A 21,960-nucleotide genomic window follows, 5' to 3' on the forward strand; every position below is an offset into this window, starting at 1 on the left:
CCTGCCTGCCGTCACAGGGCGATCATCCGCCCATTCCTGTCGGGAAGAATGGGCGGTCCATCCCACTGCATTCCACGCTTGGCCTCCAGGGCATAGAGCCGGCGGCGGATCAGAAGCTCCGCCGCCAGATGGACCGGTTCCGGCGGCGCTCCCTGCCCGGGCGGCCTGCCGCTCAGCATGTCCGCCTTCAACCTGTCGAACACATTCCCGTCGCTGAGCGTATAGTACACCGTCGGTTCCGCGGTCTTCGCCCCGACGAACAGCGACTGCAATGCCCTGCTGTAGCAGACATCCTCAGGCCCGGCCGGATTGAACGGTTCCTCGTCGGGAAAGCCGCCGATCAGGTCATGGCAGACGCGACGCACACCCAGGTTGCAGGGATAGGTCGTTTCGGAGGCCGAGCGCCAGACCGGAGTGATGTCCCGGTCGATGCTGTCGAAGCGAATGCCGGTGCGCACGAAGCCGATCTCCGGATGGCGGTCGAGCGCCGTGGCCGTCACCCAGAGATGGCGGTCGAGAAACCAGTCGTCGGCGTCGAGAAACCACAGATACGGCCCCATCGCCATGGCGGCCCCGAGGTTGCGCGACCGCCCGGCCCCGCCGTTGCGGCTGCTGGCGATCAACGACAGGCTGTGTTCGGGATGGGCCTGTGACCACGCCCGGACCGCCTTCACGGTATCGTCCGGCGAAGCGTCGTCCACCACGCAGATATGAAAGGACGCGTCCGGTTCGTCCGCCGCCTGCCGGTAATAGCGAACCGCCCGGTCCACGCTGTCCAGGGCGCGCCCGATGCACCCCTCCACGCGATAGGCCGGGATCACCACGGTGCCCAACATTCGATGGTCCCTGCGCCGCCGCTCAAGCGCGTACAGCGCGCGCTCCAGACCGGCCTCCGCCACCGGCACGGCACCCTCGCCGGCGGCCCCATCGCCGGCGGCAAGACCCGACACCCGGGCGAGCAGTCCGCCGGCCTCGTCGGTTGCCCCCTGGATGAAACGGACCAGCGCCAGGAGACGCAGCAGGGCACGATGCGGCGGCAGCGCCTCCACCAGCCGCGCCAGTGCGACACCGGCCCGGTCGACCGCTCCCCCCTCCAGTTGAACGGACAGCCGATGCGCGGTCACCGAAAGCATGGTCTCGCGCAGCCGCTCGAAGCCGGCGTCACCGGCAGCCAGGGGGGCAGCCAGGGGGACAACCCTGGGCAGCCAGCGAACGGCTCCCCCGTCCTCCACCTCGGCCAGAGCCATCAGCAGGACCAATCCGGGATCGGCCGGGGCCATGCACAGCAGTTCGGCGTAGCATCGCCTCGCATCCGCAAGGCGCCCCTCCCGATGGGCGTCGATCGCATGGCGAAGGGCGGTCTGGGCTCTGGCTTGAGCATCCGGGGCTTTGGCGTCTGGGATTCGAGCCTCTGGGATCACGCGGGAACTCGACGGTTCGGAAAAGCGGCGGCGGGTTTCCAGTCTACAGCAGCCCGGCTCCGGATGGGACGGTCTTGCGGATGCGCGGATCCCGGCTAGGATGGCGCTCCGCCGCCAGCCGGCCACAGCGCCATGACGGAACCTCCATGCCCGTCCCCCCCGATGACGTCCCCCCCGACGTGTCCGCAACCGACCCCCAATACAGCCCGGAGTTCCAGGCCGGTTTGCTCGCCTCGCAGAAGGGCGACAGGGTGGCGGCGGTCGAGGCCTTCACCCGGGCGGCCGGCAGGTTTCCGATGTACGGCCCCACCCATGCCAATCTCGGCACCCTGACAGGCCAGCTCGGACACAGCGCCCTTGCGATGCGCTGCTTCCAACGGGCACTGGCGGTCGATCCCGGCCATGCGGAAGCCTGGTCCAACTTCGCCAGCCAGCTGTGCAGGGTCCATCGCGACGAGGATGCCATCGCGGTCCTCAAACGCGCGTTGAGCGTGGCGCCCAGACATGCCGGTGCCCTGTGCAATCTCGGCGCCATCCTGTTCGATGCCGGCCAGACCGCCAGGGCGGAAGCCTGTTTCCGGCAGTCGCTGGCGCTGGACCCCACCATGCATAAGGCGGCGAAGAATCTCGGCTTCGCGTTGCTGCGCCGCGGCGACCTCGGCGCCGGCTTCGGTTGGTACGAGCATCGCCACGCGGTTTCACCGCCGCCGGCGCCCATGCTTGACACGCCGGTTCCCCGCTGGCGCGGCGGAGCGCTGAATGGCGTTTCCCTGCTGGCGGTGACGGAACAGGGCGAAGGCGACTCCATCCAGTTCGTGCGCTACGCCAAGCTGGTGGAACGCGGCGGCGGAACGCTGACCATGCTCTGCTCACCCGCTCTGAAGCGCCTGATGACGCGCGCCGACGGGGTGCGCCAGGTGGTGGCCGATGGAGACCGGATGCCGCGGGTCGACGCATGGACGCCCCTGCTGAGCCTGCCGCACCTGCTGGGCACCGACCGCGGCAGCATTCCCGGCGGGGTGCCCTATCTGCATCCGGCACCGGAGGACGCGGCGGCATGGCGCACGCGGCTGTCGGACACCGCCGGGCTGAAGGTCGGGCTGGTGTGGGCGGGCAACCCGTCGTTCGAGGGAGACCGTTGGCGGTCGCCGCGCTTCACGGCCGTCGCCCCCCTGCTGACGCTGCCCGGCGTGCACATGGTCCTGCTGCAGGTGGGGGACGGACGGCGCGACCTGGCCGGACATGTCCTGCCCACGACCGTCACCGACCTGGGCGACAGGATCCGTGACTTCGCGGATACCGCGGCGATCATGGCCGGACTCGACCTCGTCATCACCTCCTGTACGGCGCCGGCGCATCTTGCCGGTGCCTTGGGCCGGCCGGTCTGGATCATGCTGCCATTCGCCGCCGACTGGCGCTGGATGGAGGGGCGGGCCGACAGTCCCTGGTATCCAACCGCAAGGCTGTTCCGCCAGCCGACCCCGGGGGACTGGACCAGCGTCGTCACAGCGATCTCCGCCGAACTGCAGGCGGTGGCCGCCGGTCGCCGTCCTTTGAATGGCTTGGTATGATCGGAACCGCGGCCTGTCTTGATTAGCCGAAGGTTAAGCCTGTCCGGCTAGCCTTCATACCGCGGTCGGCCGCCGCTATCCGGGTTGATTGGGAACACACCGTTTTGGATGCGAGCAGCGAGATCAGAGGGAGCGGTCAGACGCAGGCGGATTGGGCTGGGGCGGGGCGGACCGGCACGCCGCCGGCCGGGAGCCTTCTGAACAAGGCGATCGCCTCCCACCGCGCCGGTCGCCTGACCGAGGCGGCCTGGCTCTATCATGCCTTGCTTGCACTGGAACCGGCCCATGCCGATGCCTGGCACCTGCTGGGGCTGACAGAACTGCAATCCCAGCGGGACGCTGGTGCACTGGCGTTGTTCGACCGCGCCTTGCGCATCACGCGCGACCGTGCCGAGTACCACAACAGCGTCGGCGAGGGACTGCGGACGCAAGGCGACATGGCCGCCGCCGCGACGGCCTATCGCAAGGCCGTCGCGCTGCGCCCGGACTATGCCGAACCCGTCATCAACCTCGCCCGCGCCCTCCAGCTCCTCGGCCAGCCGGATCGGGCCCGTGCCAGCGGCCGCCGGGCCGTCGTCCTGGCACCGGAACGGACCGAAGGCGCGATCAATCTGGCCCACGCCCTCCTCGATCTTGGACGTTTCACCGAGGCGCAAGCCCTCTACCACCGGGCGTTGGCGCTTCGGCCCGACCATGCGGAAGCCATCGGCCATCTCAGCCGCGTCGCCCGCGGATCCGGCGATCGCCGCAGGATGGAGACGGCCCTGCGCCGAGCCATGCGGATGGAGCCGCTCGCCATCGACCACCCCCAGGCGCTGGGGGACCTCTTCATCCAGCGCCAGGAGCTTGCCACGGCGGAACAGGTCTACCGGCGCGTCATCGCACTGAAACCCGATCACCCGGAGGCGCTGAACGGGCTGGGCAGCGCCTGCCTGATGCAAAAACGCTATGCGGCGGCCAAGCCCCACTACCGCCGGGCCATGCTGCTGCGGCCGGATTATCCGAGCCCCCACAACAATATGGCCAATGCCCTGTGGGAACTGGGCGAGGCCGCCGCCGCCCGCACCCGCTACCGTCAGGCCATCGCGCTGAAGCCGGACCACCCCGACGCCTATGCCAATCTCGGCCATGCGTTGCGCACCCGGGCCAAACGGTTCGCCGACTACCACGAAGCCGAAAAGGAATGCCGGCGCGCCCTGCGTCTCGATCCGGGCAACCTCGCGGCCGGCAACAATCTGGGCATCGTGCATCTGTCCCGCAACGAGCTGAAGGCGGCGGAGCAGTGCTTCCGTCAGGTCCTGGCCCGAAGCGCGGAGAACGCGGACGCCCATTTCAACCTCTCGCTGACGCTGTTGAAGGCCGGGGCCCTCGCAGAGGGGTGGAAGCATTACGAGTGGCGGTGGCGGACCGGACAGCTTCCGTTGCCCAAGCTGTCCCAGCCACGCTGGCAGGGAGAGCCGCTGGATGGCCGCAGCATCCTCGTCTATGCCGAGCAGGGGCATGGCGACACGCTGCATTTCGCGCGCTATGTGCCGCTTCTTGCAGAGCGTCTCAAGGCAGAGAGTTTGGGGGCCAAGCGTGCGGGGCGGGTGATGCTGGTCGCCCAGCCGGGGCTGGTACGGCTGCTGAAACGCATGCCGGGGATCGCTTCGGTGCACGCCGTCAACGACCCGGTTCAGGATTTCGACGTCCATACTCCACTGCTGAGCTTGCCCGGCTTCTTCGGTACGACACTGGACACGATCCCTGCGCAGGTTCCCTACCTTGCCCCCGATCCCGCGGACGTCGAGACATGGCGACAGCGGATTCCGGTCCATGGCGGGGTGCGGGTCGGTCTGGTGTGGGCCGGCGACCCGCGTCCCCACATGCTCCACGCCAACGCGACGGATCAGCGGCGCAGCATGACCCTGTCCCAGCTGGCTCCTCTGGCCACCATTCCCGGCGCGGTCTTCTTCAGCCTGCAGAAGGGAAAGGCCGGAACGCAGTCGCACACGCCGCCACGGGGCATGGCGATGATTGACCTGATGGACGAGGTGAATGATTTCGCCGACACCGCGGCCTTGATCTCCGCCCTCGACCTCGTCATCTGCGTCGACACCTCGGTCGCGCATCTGGCGGGAGCGCTGGGCAAGCCGGTGTGGGTTCTGTCACGCTTCGACGGATGCTGGCGCTGGTTGACCGGCCGTCAGACCACCCCCTGGTATCCAACCATGCGCCTGTTCCACCAGACCAGACCAGGGGACTGGACGCCGGTGGTCGAGAGTGTTGCCCGCGCCCTGCAGGTTTTCGTCGACGAACAGCTTGAAGCAGGCACCCGGTGAGATCCCTGCAGATGACCCGGTTGGAGGGCTGACCTGGGCCGACCGCCGGTCGCGCGGTTCCCTCATCCGGGGCAGGCGACGCCCCTCACTTCGCCTGCGCCGACGGAACCCGTCCCGCCGGGGCGTAGCCGGCAAGAGTCAGGTCGCGGTAGGCGGCGGCAACCGCCCGCCAGGAAAAATGCTCGACCACCCGGCGGCGTCCGCCCTCGCCCAGGCGGCGGCGCAGGGCCTGATCTCCGGCCAGACGTGCCAGTGCCGCGGCGAGAGCGGGCATGTCGTCGGCGTCCAGCATCAGCCCGGTCTCCTCCTCCACCACCAGGTCGCGGTTGCCGGCGATGCGGGTCGCCACCACGGGCAGGCCGGCGGCCATCGCCTCCAGCACCACGTTGGGCATGCCTTCGTCGCGGGACGGGAAGACGAAGGCATCGGCGGCACGGTAGGCGGCCGGCAGCTCTTCGCGCCCGAGCCAGCCGAGGAACCGGATGCGCTCCGACAGGCCGAGCCGGGCGGCCTGCGCCTCCAGCTCCGGCCGGGCGGGGCCGTCGCCGACGATGGTCAGGCCGATGCGGTCGCGCGTCCCGGAGGGCAGGGAGGCGAGCGCGTCGAACAGCACGTCAAGCCCCTTCTGCCGCACCACCCGGCCGACGAACAGCAGCGACAGGCGGCCGCCGTCGCTTCCGGCGTCAGCAGGCACGAAGCGGGCGGCATCGACGCCGTTGGGGATGATGGCGATGGGCCGGTCCGGGGCGAAGCGGCGGGCCAGCTCGGCCAGCCCTTCGCTGTTGGCGACGACGGCCGAGGCGCGTCGCCACAGCCAGCCGATCACCGGACCGGCCAGCCGGTGGTAGAGCGAGATGCCGTCATACTGGAAGCCCGGCACGTCGCCGCCGCGAAGGCTGACGACATAGGGCACGCCGGACAGCATCTTTACCATCCAGGCCGCCGGGCCGCAGGGCAGACCGAAATAGGCGATGGTGGCGTCCGGGCGCCAGCGGGCGGCGATCCACGGCGCCATCACCAACGAACTGACGAGGAAAGCCAGCATCTCCACCACGGAACTGCGGTCGCGGCGGCGGCGCAGGGTGGGGATGCGGCGGATCTCCACCCCGTCACCCCGGCGCTCCACCCGCGGCAGATCGCCGAAGGCGGAGGTCAGCACCAGCACCTCTTCGCCCAAGGCGGCCAGTTCGCGCGCGGTGTTATCGGTGGCGTTCGCCGCCCCGCCGCCCAGCGGCGGAAATTCGTAATTGATCAGCAGAAACCGCGCCATGCCGCCCGCCATGCTCCCCGTTCGACGAGCGCCATTGATGCGGGGGCGGAAAGGGCGATGCAACAGGCATCACGAAAAATGGAACGGTGCACGAGGGGGAATCCAAGGGGCCGCTCTTTGCAGGAACGGTCCTCTTCATGCTACTGATCCCGCCGTTCCCCAACCGAAGCGCCGCGGCCTCCATGAACATCGAACAAGCCTTCACGACGGCGGTCGGCCTCCAGAAAGCCGGCCGTTCCGACGAGGCCGGGCGGCTCTATGCACAGATCGCCGCCCGCGATCCGCACTTCGCACCGGCGGTCAACAACATGGGACTGCTGCATGCCGCAGCTGGCCGGAACGAGGCGGCGCTCGCCCTGCTGCGTCGCGCGTTGGCGCTGGTTCCAGGGTCGGTGAACAGCTGGAACAATCTGGCATCGCTGCTGATCAAACTCGGCCGTCCGGATGATGCCGCCCGGGTCTATCGGATCTCGGCAAACCTCAAGCCCGACCAGCCTGCGGTGCTCAACGAGCTGGGCCTTCTGCTGGAGGGGCTGAAGCGCCCGGACGAGGCATGCGAGGCCTTCGCCCGCGCGGCGGAGCTGGACCCGATGGAGCCGGAATATGCCAACAACCTCGGCGCCATGCTGCGTGGCGACCGGCGGCTGGAGGCGGCGGCACGTTGCTTCCGCCGGGCGATCGCGCTGAATCCGCAACACAGCGGGGCCTACAGCAATCTGGGCTCCACGATGAAGGACAGGGGCGTCTTCTGGCCGGCGCTGCTGGCTTTCCGCCGGGCCACGAGGCTGGTGCCGGATTTTGCCGGCGCCCATTGGAACGACTCCCTGCTCCGGCTTCTGCTGGGGGATTTCGTCCGGGGCTGGCGGGGCTATGAATGGCGCTGGAAACATGGCCAGTTGCCCTCGCCGCAGCGCAGCTTCACCAAGCCGCGCTGGGACGGGTCGCCGCTCAAGGGGCGGCGCCTGCTGGTTTATTGGGAACAGGGCTTCGGCGACGTGCTGCAGTTCGTGCGCTACCTGCCGCTGCTGGCACAGGTGACCGGGGAGCAGCCGATCATCTTCGAATGCCAGCATCCGTTGCTGCCGGTGCTGCGCGGCCTGCCCGGCGTCACCCTGGCGCCGACCGGAGCGCCGCTGCCCGACTTCGATGTCCAGATCCCGGTGATGAGCCTGCCGGCTCTGTTCAATACCCGGCTGGAGACCATACCGTCCCGCGTTCCCTACCTGAGGGCGGAGCCGGAGCTGGTGGCGCGCTGGGGGGAGCGGCTGGCGGGGCTGGAAAAGGACGGGGGCGGGCTGAAGGTCGGCATCGTCTGGGCGGGGTCGCCCACCCACGGCAACGACCGCAACCGCTCCATCGGCCTCGCTCCCTTCGCCCGGCTGGCCGCGATCCCCGGCGTCAGCCTGGTCTCCATCCAGAAGGGACCGACCGAAGGACAGGCGGCCGACCCGCCCGGCGGCTTCCCCCTGCTGAACCTGTCGCCCGACATCAGGGACTTCGCCGACACCGCCGCCATCATGGCCGGCCTCGATCTGGTCGTCTGCGTCGACACCTCCGTCGCCCATCTCGCCGGTGCGCTTGGCGTTCCGGTCTGGGTGCTGGTCCCCTTCGCCCCGGACTGGCGCTGGATGCTCGACCGCGAGGACAGCCCATGGTACCCGACCATGCGCCTGTTCCGGCAGTCCCGCCCGCAGAGCTGGGACGACGCCATCAACCGCCTGGAGCGCGCGCTCCGCCAACGCGCCGCCGGATAAGGACCTCTGATAAGGATCAGAGCGCGGCGTAGGGTCCGTCGCGATGGACCATCACCAGATCGACCTGCCACATCCGCTCGTCCTCCGGGCGGTACAGGGGATCGACGATGTCCCATACGCGGAAGCCGTACGGCGCCATCGCGTCGATGATGCGGGCCAGCCGGGCGTCCTCGCCCACCAGCGTCGCCTCGATCACGAAGACGCTGCCCGGCTCCATCAGCGTGGCGGCGCCAGCCAGCACCTCCAGCTCCAGCCCATCGACATCGATCTTGACCAGCAGGGGGCGGGCATAGCCGCGCTCGGCGCACAGCCCGTCGAGCGAGACCGCCGGCACCTCGCGCAGGCTGCGAAGCGCATGGTCCGGTTCGACCCGATGGTCCGCCGCGACGACGGAGGAATAGAGCCGGTCGTCGGACACCGCCAGACGGCTGGTGCCGCCCTGCCACGCGACGGCGGCGATGCGGTATTCGGCGCTGCGCAGGTCCGCGCACAGACGCTGCAACGCCGGTTCGTTCTCCGCTACCGGTTCGATCAGCACATGGTGGGCGTCGGGGAAGACCTCGTAGAGCGGCGGGGTGCCAGTCTGGGCCCCGACATCGATCACCGTGGCGGGGCGGAAGCCCCGGCCGCGCAGCAGGGCCAGGGTCTTGTGCTTGCTCTGGCGGACCATCGTCCGCTGGGACCGGATCAGCCCCAGCAGCGTCGCCGCCATCGGATGTCCCGGGCTGGCGCGCAGGATGACGCGATAGAACTCCTCCGCCCGCTCCAGGTCGCCGGACAGGTGGACGTCGAAGGCGATCTTGAGGCCGTCGGCGATGCTCACGGTTCCATGGCTCCCACCAAGTTCCGGATGGATCGCCGCATTCGGGACTCCGAATATAAAAGTGCCACGCCGGAGCGACCGGCGTGGCACAGTTTCGGCTGGAACCCTTTCCCGGGTCCATACAAACATTTGATGGCATTTTGCGAACTGTTCAAGCGCGTTCTCCTGAACGGCCGCGTTTTGGCTTGGCATCGCCCTTACCAGTTCCGCAGAACGGTGGCGAACCCGCATTCGGGGCACCGGCCCCCCCCTGGCATGGACCATTCGAGACCCGCGGGCCGCGACTCGGGGGAAGGGAGACAGGCATGCCGACTGCTTGTCAGACAGCAGGGTGTCATGGGATGAAGCCCGCCCCAGCCTGCGAGGACGACCGTCATGTCCCCCATCCCGCCCCCCACCGGACCCGCCGGCCTCCAAAGCGATCTGGACGCCGCACGCGACGCCGAGCACACGGGCAGGCGCGAAGCCGCGATGGCGCTGTACCGCCGGGTGCTGGAACTTGGTGAGAGTGGCGGGGCCGAAGCGGCAGCGGCACACGACGCGCTCGCCCGGCTGCTGGTGGGACAGGACATGGCGGAGGCGGCCGGCCATGCGCTCGCCTCCTGGCGGCTGACGCCCACCGATCAGACCCGCCGATCCAACCTGTGGCAGTTGCTGACCCATCTGGGCGAGGCCGGCGACGTCGCCCGCTTCCAGGGCCGGGAGGATTGCGTCGGGCTGGTGGCGCTGGGCAACGCGTTGCGCCGCGACGGGCAGGCGCTGCGCGCCGAGCGCGCCTATCGCCGGGCGGTGGAGCGGTTCCCGGAGGTCTCCTTCACGCTCAGCCGGCTGGCCTGCCTGTGCGCCGAACAGCACCGGCTGGAGGAGGCCGACGCCCTGTTCCTCCAGGCGGCGGAGCGCCATGGCGGACGCGATGCCGTCACCCGCACCGCACCTGCCTTTCTGGCATCCCTGCACGAGGGGCCGGCCCCCGCCGGCATCCGCGCCACGCTTGCCGAGGGGGCGGAAAGCACCGACCGGCCGCTGGTGGTCTACGCATGCTGCGACGCGGTCTATGCCCGCAAGTTCCTGCCGACCATGGTGCGGTCCATCGTCGAGGACAGCGGCCTGGACTGCGCCATCGCCCTGCACCTGATCAATCCCGACGACGAGGCCGAAGCGACGGTGGCGTCCCTGGCCGCCGCCCATGGCGCCGGCCGCTTCATCGTCCTGCGCGAGACCATCGACCTGACGCCGCTGGGCGACAATGCCAAGACCTATTACGCCTGCAGCCGTTTCCTCGTGCTGCCGGACCTGCTGGCCCGCTGGAAGCGGCCGGTGCTGATGCTGGACGTCGACCTGCTGGCGATCCGCGACCTGAACCCGCTGCTGGCGACCTCCGCCCGGTCGGACCTGGGCATGATGAGCCATGCGCTGAAGCGGCTGGACATCTGGAGCCTGCTCTACGCCGACGTGCTGCACATCCAGCCGACCATGGGGGCGTGGCGCTTCCTCGACCTGACCCGGCGCTACATCCGCCATTTCCTGGACCACGGCATGCCGGTCTGGTTCCTCGACCAGGCGGCGCTCGCCGCCGTGCATCTGGCCGGCTTCGCCGGGCAAGCGGCACCGCGCCTGACCGTCTATCCGGCCGACATCCACAGCAGCACGGTGATGGTCGACGGCGAGGGCCGCTATTGGACCGACGACAGCGCCTATTTCTATTCGGTCCGCGCCACCGGCGGCGGCCAGCACGCAGTGCACCGGCTGAAGCGCCGGGCCGGCACCACCGCCGACGTGAAACAGGGGAAGACGCAGGGATGAGACGGCGCTGACGCCGGTCTCAGCGCAGCCAGCCCGTCGTCCGGAAGCGGTCGAGGTTGTCGCGCACCAGCCGGGGATGGCGGTCGACCGCCACGACCTCGTACTCCTCGCGGGCGCCGGGCGCCCCCTCCGGCAGGGCGCCGCCACCGTCGAGGAAGCTGGCGACGCCGGCCATATTGCCCTCGCCGAAGGACTGCGCATGCTCCTGGTGGGCATAGGCGTTCAGCTTGGCGGCAAAGCGCTTCAGGTCGCCCATCCAGCTGAAGTGCCAGCCGGCGTCGCGGATGAGATGGCCGATGTCCTGCTTGGCGAGGTAACGCACGGCATTGGGGCCGGTCTGCCGGATGAAGCGGAAGGGGGCGGCCCCGGCGGCGCGCCAGTTGCGGGCGAAGCGGTAATTCAGCCGGTAGAAGAACAGGTCGAGTTCGGCGGTGAAGACGGTGTCGAAGGCCGGTCCGCCGCCACGCAGCCGCTCCACCACCTCACGCCGCAGGATCTCGTCGACGTCGGAGACGATGACCATATCGTCGTCGCGGCAGCCGTCCAGCCCGCGCAGGATGGCGTCGCGCTGGTAGGCCTCCCGCTGCCAGGAGAAGGTGCCGATGAGTTCGTCCACCACCACGTAGCGGATCTTGTCCATATAGGGCCGGAACCGTTCGTGATGGTCGCCGAAGCTGAGCGGCTTGGGCTCGCCGGAATGGGTGTGGGTCGCCTCCACCACCACGAAGCGTTCGACCACATCGTACAGCTCGGCCAGCCGGACCTCCAGGATCTCGGCCTCGTTGAAGAAGGTGCAACAGTCGAAGATTCGCCGGGATGCCGGTTCCGCCGGGACGGCCGGCGCCGCCCCTTCGGCAAAGGGGTTGCCGGACAGCGGAAGAACGGGGTTGCGTCCGAGAGCGGCTGCATAGCCGACAAGGGAGCGCAGGCCGAGCAGGGTGGTCCAGCGTTGCGTACGGGTCCAGCTGTCGATGCCGGGCGCCTCCAGCAGGCGCTCCGCCGTCGCCGACAGGCTGTCGAAGGAGGCACGGGCCGCAGCCTGCCTGTCCATGTCGTAGATATAGGCATAGGCGAAGCCCTTCAGGCTCTCCAGCAACGCCTCGATCACGAGATACTGCTGCGCCTGCGCCTTGCGCTCCAGCCCGATCGGACTGTTCCACAGGTCGAAGCCCTGCCCATGGGCTTCGAAGGCTTCGCGGTAGCGCTGCCGCTCCTGCCGCAGGTCTCCAAGCCAATGCATCGCGGCCGCCGCCGCCTGTCGGCGAGCCTCCGTCCGGCCGTCGCCCCGCCAGCCTTCCGCCTGAAGCGTCATTCCACGGCAGCGGGCCAGGGCCGCCGTCTGGCCGGGCGGGCACAGCCGGACAAGCGCAGCCAGAAGAGGAGCCGCCGGCCGGTCGCGGCCCAGCCATTCGGCAAGAGCGCGGATGCCCGCCTGCAAGGCGATATCGCGCAACTGGTCGGCATGGTCCGTCCCCGGGGCGAGCAGCAGGCCCCGGGCAATCGACATGGCCGCCACCGCCCCGTCGCCATCGGCGCCCCGTTCGAACTGCCCGACGAGCAGATGCGCCTGGGAGATTGCCGGATCGAGGATCAGCAGCAGACAGCAGGCGCGTTTGGCATCGCCGCCGCGCCCGGCATTCGCATCCTCCATGGCGCGCTGGAGGATCATCGAAACCAGGGCCTCACAGTTGGCGCGAAAGGATTCGCGCGGCGCGCCATACTCCGCGAGAAGGACGAAGCAGCAGACCGCCTCCCCGAGCCGGCCACCCCTGTAGGCTTCGCTTCCCTTCGCGAAGATATTGGTCAGCACTGCCCCGGACAGGGCGAGCGCATCGGCATTCGCAGGATCCCGCTGCAGGATGTGCCGCAGCCCTTCCATGGCATGCCAGGCGCGTCCCGCTTCGGCATCGGTACGGGCCTGGAGGAGGCGGGGGTCTGTCATGCGGCAGGTCCTGGCAACGGGATGGCTGAGACGAATGGACGAAGGAACTGACCGGAAAATCCGCGAGCCCGCGGCGGCGATCGGTTTCGGGCACCGCACCGCTCGTGCCGGTAAAGTCCGGGGGCGGCCAGGTCGGGTGGCTATGCCATGGCGATGGCGGGGCTGACAAGCACCGGGATGATGGAGCACCGCCGCCCCGACATGGTTCCCGCCCCATGCCACGCCAGCATGATATACTTCTATATCATGATTTCATGCTTCTTCTTCATGACGTGAAACCACTTCCATCTTTCCTGATCTTGCGTGTAAATCCGCGAAGCTCCCGCTCGGGTCAGCCCGTTTTCCATTCTCTGCAACCGGGAACCACCGCATGGCTCGGATCATCAGTTTCGCCTCCACCAAGGGCGGCGTCGGCAAGACCAGTCTGGTCATGGCACTCACCTCCGAACTGCGCCGGCGCGACGCGAGCGTGCTTCTGCTCGACTGCGACCCCAACCGGCATCTGGCCGAATGGGCGCGGCGACGCAACGATGCGGGCGTGCGGGTGATGGAAGAGATCACGGAGTCGAACGTCCGCCAGACCGTGCAGGAGAATGCGCCGAGCTTCGACTACACGCTGATCGATCTTGCCGGCTTCGGCAACCTGACCATGCTCTACGCCTTCTCGGTCAGCGACGGGGTGCTGATCCCTACCCAGCAATCCTTCATGGACGTGAAGGAGACGGTGCGCACCTTCAAGGTGGTGGCGGACTCCGTCGGCGTCCTGAAGCACACGCCGGCCTCCAGCGTGGTGATCGTCCGCACCCAGGCCGCCATCGAATCCCGCGTCGACCGCCATGCCCGCGGCCTGCTGGACGAACATGGCGTCCCGGCCTTCCGCACCGAGTTGATCGAACGCTCGCTCCTGAAGGAGATGACCTACACCGGCCATGGCCCGGGCGAGGTCAACCCGGACAGCAACGCCGACCTGAACGTCCGCGCCCTGACCGACGAGTTCGTTGCCTTCCTGGAGACCTCCCCGGCCAACCCGCTGATCCCCCGGGGGTGAGGCGAACCGGAAAAGTTCCCGCAGCGTGGGGGAAAGCGTCGCCGGGACAACCGGGCACAGGATGGGACCTTTCATATTTTCATGATTTCATGATGCTTCTCCTTGTCCGAACCGGTGGCCGGCAGGTGGGATGGGTCCGCATGCTTGTGGATGAAAGTGTTGGGATTTGAGCACTGGAGCCGGCGGACAGAACCAGTCAGGGCCGGTATGGACGAATGGCCGCCAAGCGTAGCCCTGCCTTACACTCGAGTGCCACGCCCGCCGGGTGAGGGCGAGCGGGCAGGGTCTGCTTGCGTTCCCAGACACAAGATCATGTCATGATTCATGATCATGACAAATTGACAGGCCAGAAGGGCACGAGATCGAGAATGAGGTCGCTTCCGCCATGCTGTAGCGGCCCTATTTGAGCAGCATGACTGACAATAAGTCCATGCTCTTTTATCATTTTATAATATCATGATAATATTTACTTCCGTTGGGAAAGCAGTACCCTTCGATCAGGATCGACCCTTCCTATGGGCCAGAAACAGGACCATGCGGGACATTCCGTACAAAGTCTGTTTCCTCAGGTACGGGAGCAGCGTACTCCTTGCTCTGTCCCGCAGCAGGGGACCGGCAGAAGCCATCGGAACCGTACCCCCCTCCTCTGTTCCCGCCGTCACGGCGCAGCCGACCGGCCAAGCGCCTATGGTCCGACGGAAATTTTCATGATTTCATCATTTATTATCATGCCATTTCTCATTTCCTCCTTCGCTTAATCCGGTAACAGCCATGTCTCCATCCTTTTGATAGGGGAGGGGCCGGTTCTGCCGGTCCGCGAAGCATGCTCCTACCCGGCAGGTGGCTTCGGGTCAGCATGTTTTCATGTTTTTATTTCATGCCCTGTTATGCTGCCTCCCTCTCTGCCGTCCTCCCTGTGTTTCCTGCGCCACGCCACCTGGCTTTCCGCCATGGCACAGCCCACGCCCGTCACATGTCGCGAAGACAGGACACCAAGTCATGATATTGCTTCATGGCTTAACCGGCCGGCTTCCAGCCGATGCCGCCCTGACTGGAGTGCCCATGTCGACCGACAGCCCCGCCAAGCCCCCTCTGAAGTCCGCAGCAAAGCCGGCCCGCCCTCCGCTCGGTGGGATCGGGATCGGCGGGTTGGGCACGGATGACATCGACCCGATCCGCCAGTACGGATTGAGCAAGGGCTTCCTGCCGACCGAGACGGAGCTGCCGGCTCCCCAGCCCGCCATTTCCCAACCTGCCATCCAGCCCGCCCCGCAGCCCCAGCCGGCCCCGGCATCTGCCATCGTCCGTCCGGCGCCGACCCGGCCGTGGCAGGCGATGTTGCCGGACTATCTGGTGGAAGAGCTGCGGCAGGCCGCCGCACGCGAAGGCACTGCGCAGAAGGTGATTGTGCTGAAGGCGCTGCGGCAGGCCGGCTTCCGGATCGACGACATCGACCTGCAGGATCTGCGGCGGCGCTGATCCTGCCCCAAGAAGCACACAAGCACGGTCGAAGGGACGGTTTGACTCTCCTTAAGGAGCCGTCTATGCCCTACCCGCGCTCTGCTCCTGCTCCAAACCGATTGCAGACCACCAGCGACGACGAGAGATGAAGGCAAACATCACCCAGGCCGCCCCGGCGCCATCCTCCTCGGCAGCCTCGCCCCTTCAGGCCTCGCCCCGTCCGGTATCCTCGGTTCCGGCTCCCACCCCGGCCCCCACCCCGGCATCGGCCCAGGGTTCCCACGGCCTCAGCATCGACATGCTGGAACGAATGCTGGAGCAGCAGCCGAAGGACCCCAATGTGTGGAGCGCGCTGGGCGCCCTGCTGCGGCAGGCCGGCAAGCCGGAGGCGGCGATCGCCTGCCAGCGGCGCGCGCTGGAGATTGACCAGCGCCATGTCGGCGCCTGGACCAATCTGGGCAACGTGCTGGGCGACGTGGAGCGCTATGACGAGGCCATCGCCGCACAGGAGCATGCGGTGGTGCTCTCGGGCGGCAACGCCAACCTGCTGTCCAACCTGGTGGTGGCGCTGCGCCACGGCTGCCGGTTCAACCGCGCGCTGGAGATCCTGGACGTCGCCCTGCGTGCACGGCCGGGCGATCCGGGGCTGCTGTGGGATCGCGCCCTGACCCTGTTGCAGGTCGGCCGCTATGCCGAGGGCTTCCGCGACTATGACTCGCGCCTGTCGCTGCCCAGCTACCAGAACCGCATCGCGGAAGGGCCGATGTGGGACGGCGGGCCTCTGCACGGCAAGACCATCCTGCTGACCACCGAACAGGGCTTCGGCGACGTTCTGCTGACCGCGCGCTATGTGCCGCTGGTCAAGGCGCGAGGCGGCCGGGTCCTGCTGGAATGCCATCCTGAACTGCAACGGCTGCTGTCCGGGGTGGAGGGCATCGACGGCTTCGTGCGCGCCGGCACCGGCTATCCGGCCTACGATGTCCATTGCCCGCTGATGAGCCTGCCGCACCGGCTGGGCACGACCATCGAGACGGTGCCGCCGCCCACCCGCCTGACCGTTCCGGCCGAAGCGCGCGAGCAGGCCGCCCGGCTGGTTCCCGGTCCGGACGGCACGATCAAGGTCGGCATCATCTGGTCCGGCCGCGTCACCTTCAAGGACAACGCGCGGCGCGCCACCACGCTCAGCCGCTTCCTGCGCTTCCTCGACGTGCCGAAGGTGCGGCTCTACAGCATCCAGAAGGGTCCGCCGGAGGCGGAACTGGAGACGCTCGGCACCTCGACCCTGATCACGCCGCTGGGACCGCATTTCAACGACTTCGCCGACACCGCGGCGGTGCTGGAACGGCTCGATCTGGTGATCATGACCGACAGTTCGGTGGCGCATCTGGCCGGCTCGCTGGGCCGCCCGGTGTGGAACCTGCTGCAGTTCATGCCCTACTGGGTCTATGGCGACGGCAAGGGCGAGACAACCCCCTGGTACCCGTCGATGCGTCTCTTCCGCCAGACCACGCCGGGCGACTGGGACAGCGTGTTCGCCGCCGCCGAACAGGCCCTGCGCCAAGTGGTGGCGCTCCGGACCTGAGGACGGACGCCGGTCCGGTCTCAAGGCCCTCGCATGCGCTCACCGGCCATAGGGAGGGAGGGGTCCTCCTTGCCCACAGCGTCAGACGCTTTGCCGTCCATACCCGATACCTCGCCCTCATGGCACGCCCCGATGGACCGCAACGCCTTGCTCACCTCGGCCAGTACGCCGGTCCAGTCGCCGGGCGTGGCCTGACGGAAGAGCCGTAGAGTCGGGTACCAGGGGGTTGTGGCTCCGGCCACCCCCCAGAACCACGCCGGCATGAACGGCAGCAGCACCCAGCCTGGAACGCCCAGCCCGCCGGCGATGTGAGCTGTGGTGTTGTCGATGGTGATGACCAGATCCATGGCGGCCACCAGGGCCGCAAACCCGTCGAGGTCGCTGGAAGGGTCAATGCTTGCCTCATGGAAAAGGCCGGCAAAGCGCCGCTCCTGGTCGTCGACACCATATTGCAGGCTGATGAGGCGCCCTCCGGCTGCCGCCAGCCCCGGAGCGAGAGCCGTTGCAAGTTGCTCCAGGCCAAGCGAACGGGTTTCACTGGCGACCGAACGCCAGGAGAGGCCGACGCGCAGCCGGGCATCGCTGTGGCGGGCGCGCAAGGCGGCAAGCTTGTGCGGATCAGCGGCCAAATAAGGCCGCTGTCGGTCAAAATCCTCCGGCCTGCGCCGCAGATAGCGTGGCAAATCACTTGCCTGGACTTGTGCCACACTGTCCATCGCCAGTGCAGGCGCCGCCATGGCAGATGGGCTGTCCGCTCTCGCCACCACCTCCGTCCCGGACAAGGAGCGCCGCAACAAGGAGACGAGGCGGGGGTCGCACACAAGACGGCAGGCGATGCCGGCTTCGGCCAAGTCCGGGATCAGACCGGCAAACAGGATTTCATCCCCCACCCCCGGTTGCCCGACCACCAGCAACCGTCCGGCCGGTATGGCAGCCCCCGACCAGCGCGGCAGCCTATCCCCCACCTCTGGCGGCGTCATGCTCTGCCAGTGGGCCGCCAGATCGTCCCATCCGCCGGCCATCTCCCCCAGCAAGAGCCGGGCGACCCCACGGTTGACCCGCAGCCCGGAATTGTCCGGCTCAATCTGCAATGCCCGGCTGTACGGAGCAATCCCACCCTGCGGCCTGCCCTGATGCACCCGCGCATTGGCGACAAGCGCATAGCCCTGGACCGAGTCGGGCGCCAGAACGGTCACCCCGCGGCCATGCCGTTCCACATCAGACAGCCGCCCCTGCGCCATCGCCACCAGGGCGCTGTTGAGCACGGCTTCCACCGCCTCCGGGGCCAGACGGCGCCCACGTGCCAAAGACAGCTCGGCAGCCTCCTGGCATCCGAGGGCATGCAGGACAGCGCCATGATTGATGTGCGCCATTGCCAGATCGGGCACGAGCAAGGCAACCGTCCGGAATGCCGCTTCGGCTTGCCTCAAGCTGCCTTGCCGGTACAGGAGCATCCCGCGCTGGAAAGCGACTTGCACCATCAGCGGATCACAGCGCAGCGCCATCCCACAGGCCGCAACCGCGCCAGTCTCCTCGCCCTGATCCGCCAGCAGCGTCGCACACTCGGCAAAGGCGGCGGCATCGGCAGGGCACAACGCGATGAGACGCCGCAGGCAGGCCAGCCCTGCTCTGCGATCGCCGGCCTTCACCACGGCCTTGCCCAGCAAGCGCCACCCGTCGATGTTCACAGGGTCGACATGCAGGACGAGGCGATACAGCGCCATCGCCTCCTCCAGACGCCCGGCGGTATGGTGATCCGCCGCCAGACGCAGAACATCACCGGTCGTCGCCATAACTCTGGTGTTCCAATGCCGTTGTGCAGCCCGATGGGCATCCTTAATGCGCCAGGGAAAGGCTGACCAGGACAATCCCATCCGGACAGCCGCGCAACGTTTCCGCCGCGCAGCCAATCTTCGTCGCGATCGAACTGATCACCGCCCACCGCGAGGCGTGATCCCCAGCATGTTCGAACACCATCCGCACCGGACGCTCGCGGACCTCCAGAGCATATTCGGGTGATGCCTGCTGGTCATGACACCCCCATCTTCTCAAGAAATGGCACCTCCGACAAACCCGGTACGGTTCACTCCGACCTGTTGGACGAGGCCCGGCCGCTCAGCGGCCGGGCGGCAGGAAGCTGAGGTCGCAGACCCAGACCCGCTCGCCGCCGCGGTCGGCGATGTCGCGCACCACGCCGGCCCTGGCGAGCTGCTCCACCAGCAGATGCACACCGCGCAGCGACAACCCGCATCGTCCCTTCAGCTCGCCCGCCACCCGGCTGATGGTGAAGGCCGGACGGTCGTGCAGCCAGTCCAGCACATCGGGCAGACGTGAGCTGCTGCGCCGCGGCGTGGTGGCCAGCCGCGCCTCCCAGTGCTCCTGCAGCAGATCGAGGTGGCGCAGCCGCTCCAGCTCATGCGCCACCAGCTCGGGAATGCCGTCGAGGACCCAGCGCATCCAGGCGCCCTCCGTCCCGGCCAGGGCAAGCCGGTAGCCAGTAGCGTCGCGGGCGAGCGCTGCCGTCAACGGCGGCCAAGCGTGATGCAGGCGGCAGGCACCGCGGACCAGATCGGGGGCGGCGAGCCACACCACCACGCTCCACCAGGAGGTCGGCGACCGTTCCGCCGCGACCACAGCCCGCAAGGTGGCGCTCTCGGCATCGTCGTCCTGGCCGCGGCGCTCCCGGGTCGGGCCGCAACGCCAGGGCGCGGATCGCCGCCGCACCGAGCAGGCCGGGCGCGGCATCCAGGGCCTCGGCCACCGCCTCCATCGCCGGACCGGCATCGGCGGCGCGGGCCTCGCCGAGACCGACCGGACAGCCACCCTGGGCAACACTCCAGCGCCGGTGCAACTCGTCCAGCCAGGGTCGGGTCCAGGGCGTGAGCAGCGGCGGTGGGGTAGCGACGGCGGCGTCGCCTTCATGCTCCTTCAGGCCTTCACCGTCCCTGAAATCAATCTCCTCCAGTGCGGCAATCGAGGCGCGCACCGCGGCCACGACGTCCCATGGCTCCTCCGCCCTGGCCGGGACCTCCGCGGGCCGGACGGGGGGTGCGCTCCGGCGGCAGGGTGGCGGTCAGGCCGGACGGCAGCTGGGCGAACAGCGGCACCAGCAGGGCGGCGCGGGCAGCCTCGCCCTGGGCATGTTCCGGCGCAGCCGGGGCGCGCTGGAAGTCGTGGGCGTCGAGGCGGTGGCCGTCGAGCCGGATCACGGCGGCGGCCGAGCGGCGGGCGGCATCGGCGACGAGGCGCCGCGCCGGGTCGGCGAGCGCCTGATCGAGGCGGCCGAGCGCGCGTTCGGCGGCGAGCAGGGCGGGGAGAAGGGAAAGGAGGATCATCGCAGTTCCGGGGAATCCACGCCAGGATAGATAATTGCAGTGATCTTTTTTAACTGCACCGACATCGGAAAGCTGAAAAGGCCGGTTTCTGGTAACCACTCGATAATCGCGGTTATCAGATCATTGTCTACGCGATAGCCTCTGAGTGTCAGCTTTCCGAAGTTGCTGGACAGAAGCGGGAAATCGCGGGAAACGGCCGAATTTGGCCCAGGATCGCTGGACTCGAACCGCACTCGGTGGACAGGCTCCGTCTTTCAGCCCCTCCCGGCATCCTCTTCAGGACCGCATTTCCCCCACGGCACGATGGTCGGCAGCCTGCTGCGGGCAAGGCAGAGCACGGCCGGTTTGATTCCGTCCGACAAGAGGCATTTTCGGACGGAACTCTTGATTGTAACTCTTAAAACCTACACCCTACGCGTGAACCGCCCACACGCCGCCGCCTTGGAGCCCCGATGCCGGACGATCCGATCCTCCAAATCCTCCCGGACGGGGAGGGCACAGCTTGGCCGGAGCCCGATGCCGGCATTGCCGTCGAAACCGGGATCTTCGGCCGTCTCGTCGTCCCCGCCGACCCGGCGCGCGCCACCGAGATCCGCGAGCTGGCCGGGCAAGCCGCCGCTTGGGCGACGCGGGCGCGCGGGGCGGGCACGCTGCGCGCCTACCGCTCCGCCTGGACGCACTATACGGCCTGGTGCGCCCGCCTCGGCTTCGCCCCGCTGACCGGCGACGCCGAGATCATCGGCCTCTACCTGGTCAAGGCGGCCGAGCGCCTGACCGTGCCGACCCTGCGCGTCCACCTCGCCGCCATCGCCACCGCCCATCGCCTCGCCGGCGTACCCGTCGACCTCAAGCACCCGCGCATCGCCCTGGTGCTTGACGGTCTCGCCCGCGGTCAGGCCGATCGTACTGTGCGGCAGGCCACCCCCATCCCGCTCGACACACTGCCGCGCCTGCTCGCCGTCCAGCCCAACAGGCCGCTGGGCTTGCGCAACCGCGCCATGCTGCTGATCGGCTACGGCGCCGCCCTCCGCCGCAGCGAGCTGGTGGCGTTGCGGATCGGCGACGTCACCCGCTACCCCGACCGCGGGGTCGAGGTCGCCGTGCGCCGCTCCAAGACCGACCCGCACGGCCGTGGTGACGCCGTTGCGATCTGGGCCTCTACCGATCCGGCCATCTGCACGCTCCGCGCTCTCGAGGCTTGGCTGGCGGTGCGCGGCGTGCTGCGCCCCGAAGAGCCGCTGTTCTGCGGCGTGCTGAAGAACGGCCGCGTCACCGGCAAGCCGCTATCCGACAAGGCGGTAGCGCGGCTGGTGAAGGACAGCGTGGCCAAGGCCGGCCTGCCCGAACCGGCGCGTTTCTCCGGTCACAGCCTGCGCGCCGGCCTTGCCACCGCAGCCGCCGAGGAGGAGGCTCAACTGCACGACATCATGCGCCAGACCCGCCACAAGTCCACCGAAGTGGCCCGGCGCTACCTGCGCTCACGCGACCGTTGGCGCAACAACGTCACCGAGAAGCTCTTCCGTCGACGAAACGACGGCTCATGAGTGAGAATCCTAGAGCATGATCGTTTCAGGCGGAATCGCTTGAAGCGTGAATCACACGGAAAACCAAAAGCTTAGAGTCTGTCTG

The 21,960-nt window shown here is 68.3% G+C and carries 16 protein-coding genes; 8 read left to right on the forward strand and 8 right to left on the reverse strand.

The features are described 5' to 3' along the window. Nucleotides 1–11: 11 nt before the first annotated feature. Nucleotides 12–1,280: a glycosyltransferase family 2 protein gene (locus tag J2848_RS28755; protein ID WP_149233514.1), complete on the reverse strand. Its 1,269-nt coding sequence runs from the start codon at nt 1,278–1,280 to the stop codon at nt 12–14. Nucleotides 1,281–1,567: 287 nt separating this feature from the next. Between J2848_RS28755 and J2848_RS28760 the strand changes: the two genes are divergently transcribed. Then, nucleotides 1,568–2,992, forward strand: coding sequence for a tetratricopeptide repeat protein (locus J2848_RS28760; RefSeq protein ID WP_170307161.1), 1,425 nt, complete (start codon nt 1,568–1,570; stop codon nt 2,990–2,992). Nucleotides 2,993–3,096: 104 nt separating this feature from the next. Then, complete coding sequence (locus J2848_RS28765) at nt 3,097–5,313, forward strand: tetratricopeptide repeat protein (protein WP_149233512.1); 2,217 nt, start codon at nt 3,097–3,099, stop codon at nt 5,311–5,313. An 85-nt stretch (nt 5,314–5,398) separates the two neighbouring features. Here the strand turns inward: J2848_RS28765 and J2848_RS28770 are convergent, their stop codons facing one another. Next, a complete protein-coding gene (locus J2848_RS28770) occupies nt 5,399–6,583 on the reverse strand; it encodes a glycosyltransferase (protein ID WP_149233511.1) in 1,185 nt (394 codons plus the stop codon). Between the two features lie 182 nt (nt 6,584–6,765). On the opposite strand from J2848_RS28770, the gene J2848_RS28775 reads away from it, so the two are divergent. After that, nucleotides 6,766–8,337: a tetratricopeptide repeat protein gene (locus J2848_RS28775; RefSeq protein ID WP_149233510.1), complete on the forward strand. Its 1,572-nt coding sequence runs from the start codon at nt 6,766–6,768 to the stop codon at nt 8,335–8,337. Nucleotides 8,338–8,353: 16 nt separating this feature from the next. Here the strand turns inward: J2848_RS28775 and J2848_RS28780 are convergent, their stop codons facing one another. After that, a complete protein-coding gene (locus tag J2848_RS28780; protein WP_149233509.1) occupies nt 8,354–9,160 on the reverse strand; it encodes an FkbM family methyltransferase in 807 nt (268 codons plus the stop codon). A 375-nt stretch (nt 9,161–9,535) separates the two neighbouring features. On the opposite strand from J2848_RS28780, the gene J2848_RS28785 reads away from it, so the two are divergent. Beyond that, nucleotides 9,536–10,963 carry a tetratricopeptide repeat protein gene (locus J2848_RS28785; protein WP_149233508.1) on the forward strand — a complete coding sequence of 476 codons (1,428 nt, stop codon included), beginning with the start codon at nt 9,536–9,538 and terminating at the stop codon, nt 10,961–10,963. Nucleotides 10,964–10,982: 19 nt separating this feature from the next. On the opposite strand, the gene J2848_RS28790 is transcribed toward J2848_RS28785, so the two are convergent. Further along, nucleotides 10,983–12,905: a glycosyltransferase family 17 protein gene (locus tag J2848_RS28790; RefSeq protein ID WP_149233507.1), complete on the reverse strand. Its 1,923-nt coding sequence runs from the start codon at nt 12,903–12,905 to the stop codon at nt 10,983–10,985. A 370-nt stretch (nt 12,906–13,275) separates the two neighbouring features. On the opposite strand from J2848_RS28790, the gene J2848_RS28795 reads away from it, so the two are divergent. From J2848_RS28795 to J2848_RS28805, 3 genes are all read left to right on the forward strand, one after another. Next, entirely contained in the window at nt 13,276–13,953 is a 678-nt protein-coding gene (locus tag J2848_RS28795) for an AAA family ATPase (protein WP_149233506.1), read from the forward strand. 1,062 nt (nt 13,954–15,015) lie between these two features. Next, nucleotides 15,016–15,432 carry a hypothetical protein gene (locus tag J2848_RS28800; protein ID WP_149233505.1) on the forward strand — a complete coding sequence of 139 codons (417 nt, stop codon included), beginning with the start codon at nt 15,016–15,018 and terminating at the stop codon, nt 15,430–15,432. 127 nt (nt 15,433–15,559) lie between these two features. Further along, the gene (locus J2848_RS28805; protein ID WP_149233504.1) at nt 15,560–16,996 is read left to right on the forward strand and encodes a CDC27 family protein; all 1,437 of its coding nucleotides are present in this window, start codon (nt 15,560–15,562) and stop codon (nt 16,994–16,996) included. 20 nt (nt 16,997–17,016) lie between these two features. Here the strand turns inward: J2848_RS28805 and J2848_RS28810 are convergent, their stop codons facing one another. The 4 genes from J2848_RS28810 to J2848_RS28825 form a co-directional block, all read right to left on the reverse strand. After that, complete coding sequence (locus tag J2848_RS28810; protein ID WP_149233503.1) at nt 17,017–18,789, reverse strand: tetratricopeptide repeat protein; 1,773 nt, start codon at nt 18,787–18,789, stop codon at nt 17,017–17,019. 322 nt (nt 18,790–19,111) lie between these two features. Beyond that, nucleotides 19,112–19,741, reverse strand: coding sequence for a hypothetical protein (locus tag J2848_RS28815; RefSeq protein ID WP_149233502.1), 630 nt, complete (start codon nt 19,739–19,741; stop codon nt 19,112–19,114). Nucleotides 19,742–19,947: 206 nt separating this feature from the next. After that, nucleotides 19,948–20,331 carry a hypothetical protein gene (locus tag J2848_RS28820; RefSeq protein ID WP_149233501.1) on the reverse strand — a complete coding sequence of 128 codons (384 nt, stop codon included), beginning with the start codon at nt 20,329–20,331 and terminating at the stop codon, nt 19,948–19,950. After that, nucleotides 20,328–20,564, reverse strand: a complete 237-nt coding sequence (locus tag J2848_RS28825) for a hypothetical protein (protein WP_149233500.1) — start codon at nt 20,562–20,564, stop codon at nt 20,328–20,330. The genes J2848_RS28820 and J2848_RS28825 overlap by 4 nt, the downstream gene beginning before the upstream one ends. A 219-nt stretch (nt 20,565–20,783) precedes the next feature. Here J2848_RS28825 and J2848_RS28830 point away from each other — a divergent pair, with 219 nt between their 5' ends. Beyond that, nucleotides 20,784–21,875 carry a tyrosine-type recombinase/integrase gene (locus J2848_RS28830; RefSeq protein WP_149233499.1) on the forward strand — a complete coding sequence of 364 codons (1,092 nt, stop codon included), beginning with the start codon at nt 20,784–20,786 and terminating at the stop codon, nt 21,873–21,875. The last annotated feature ends 85 nt before the right edge of the window (nt 21,876–21,960 follow it).

The sequence above is a fragment of the Azospirillum lipoferum genome (assembly GCF_024170005.1).
Lineage (GTDB): Bacteria > Pseudomonadota > Alphaproteobacteria > Azospirillales > Azospirillaceae > Azospirillum > Azospirillum lipoferum.

Excerpts from the sequence above, each read along its gene's own strand:
- J2848_RS28805 (WP_149233504.1), top strand. The coding sequence starts at position 15,560 with ATGAAGGCAAACATCACCCAGGCCGCCCCGGCGCCATCCTCCTCGGCA.
- J2848_RS28775 (WP_149233510.1), top strand. The coding sequence starts at position 6,766 with ATGAACATCGAACAAGCCTTCACGACGGCGGTCGGCCTCCAGAAAGCC.
- J2848_RS28790 (WP_149233507.1), bottom strand. The coding sequence starts at position 12,905 with ATGACAGACCCCCGCCTCCTCCAGGCCCGTACCGATGCCGAAGCGGGA.
- J2848_RS28815 (WP_149233502.1), bottom strand. The coding sequence starts at position 19,741 with ATGCCGCGCCCGGCCTGCTCGGTGCGGCGGCGATCCGCGCCCTGGCGT.
- J2848_RS28785 (WP_149233508.1), top strand. The coding sequence starts at position 9,536 with ATGTCCCCCATCCCGCCCCCCACCGGACCCGCCGGCCTCCAAAGCGAT.
- J2848_RS28820 (WP_149233501.1), bottom strand. The coding sequence starts at position 20,331 with ATGATCCTCCTTTCCCTTCTCCCCGCCCTGCTCGCCGCCGAACGCGCG.
- J2848_RS28800 (WP_149233505.1), top strand. The coding sequence starts at position 15,016 with ATGTCGACCGACAGCCCCGCCAAGCCCCCTCTGAAGTCCGCAGCAAAG.
- J2848_RS28755 (WP_149233514.1), bottom strand. The coding sequence starts at position 1,280 with ATGGCCCCGGCCGATCCCGGATTGGTCCTGCTGATGGCTCTGGCCGAG.
- J2848_RS28795 (WP_149233506.1), top strand. The coding sequence starts at position 13,276 with ATGGCTCGGATCATCAGTTTCGCCTCCACCAAGGGCGGCGTCGGCAAG.
- J2848_RS28830 (WP_149233499.1), top strand. The coding sequence starts at position 20,784 with ATGCCGGACGATCCGATCCTCCAAATCCTCCCGGACGGGGAGGGCACA.
- J2848_RS28760 (WP_170307161.1), top strand. The coding sequence starts at position 1,568 with ATGCCCGTCCCCCCCGATGACGTCCCCCCCGACGTGTCCGCAACCGAC.
- J2848_RS28810 (WP_149233503.1), bottom strand. The coding sequence starts at position 18,789 with ATGGCGACGACCGGTGATGTTCTGCGTCTGGCGGCGGATCACCATACC.
- J2848_RS28770 (WP_149233511.1), bottom strand. The coding sequence starts at position 6,583 with ATGGCGCGGTTTCTGCTGATCAATTACGAATTTCCGCCGCTGGGCGGC.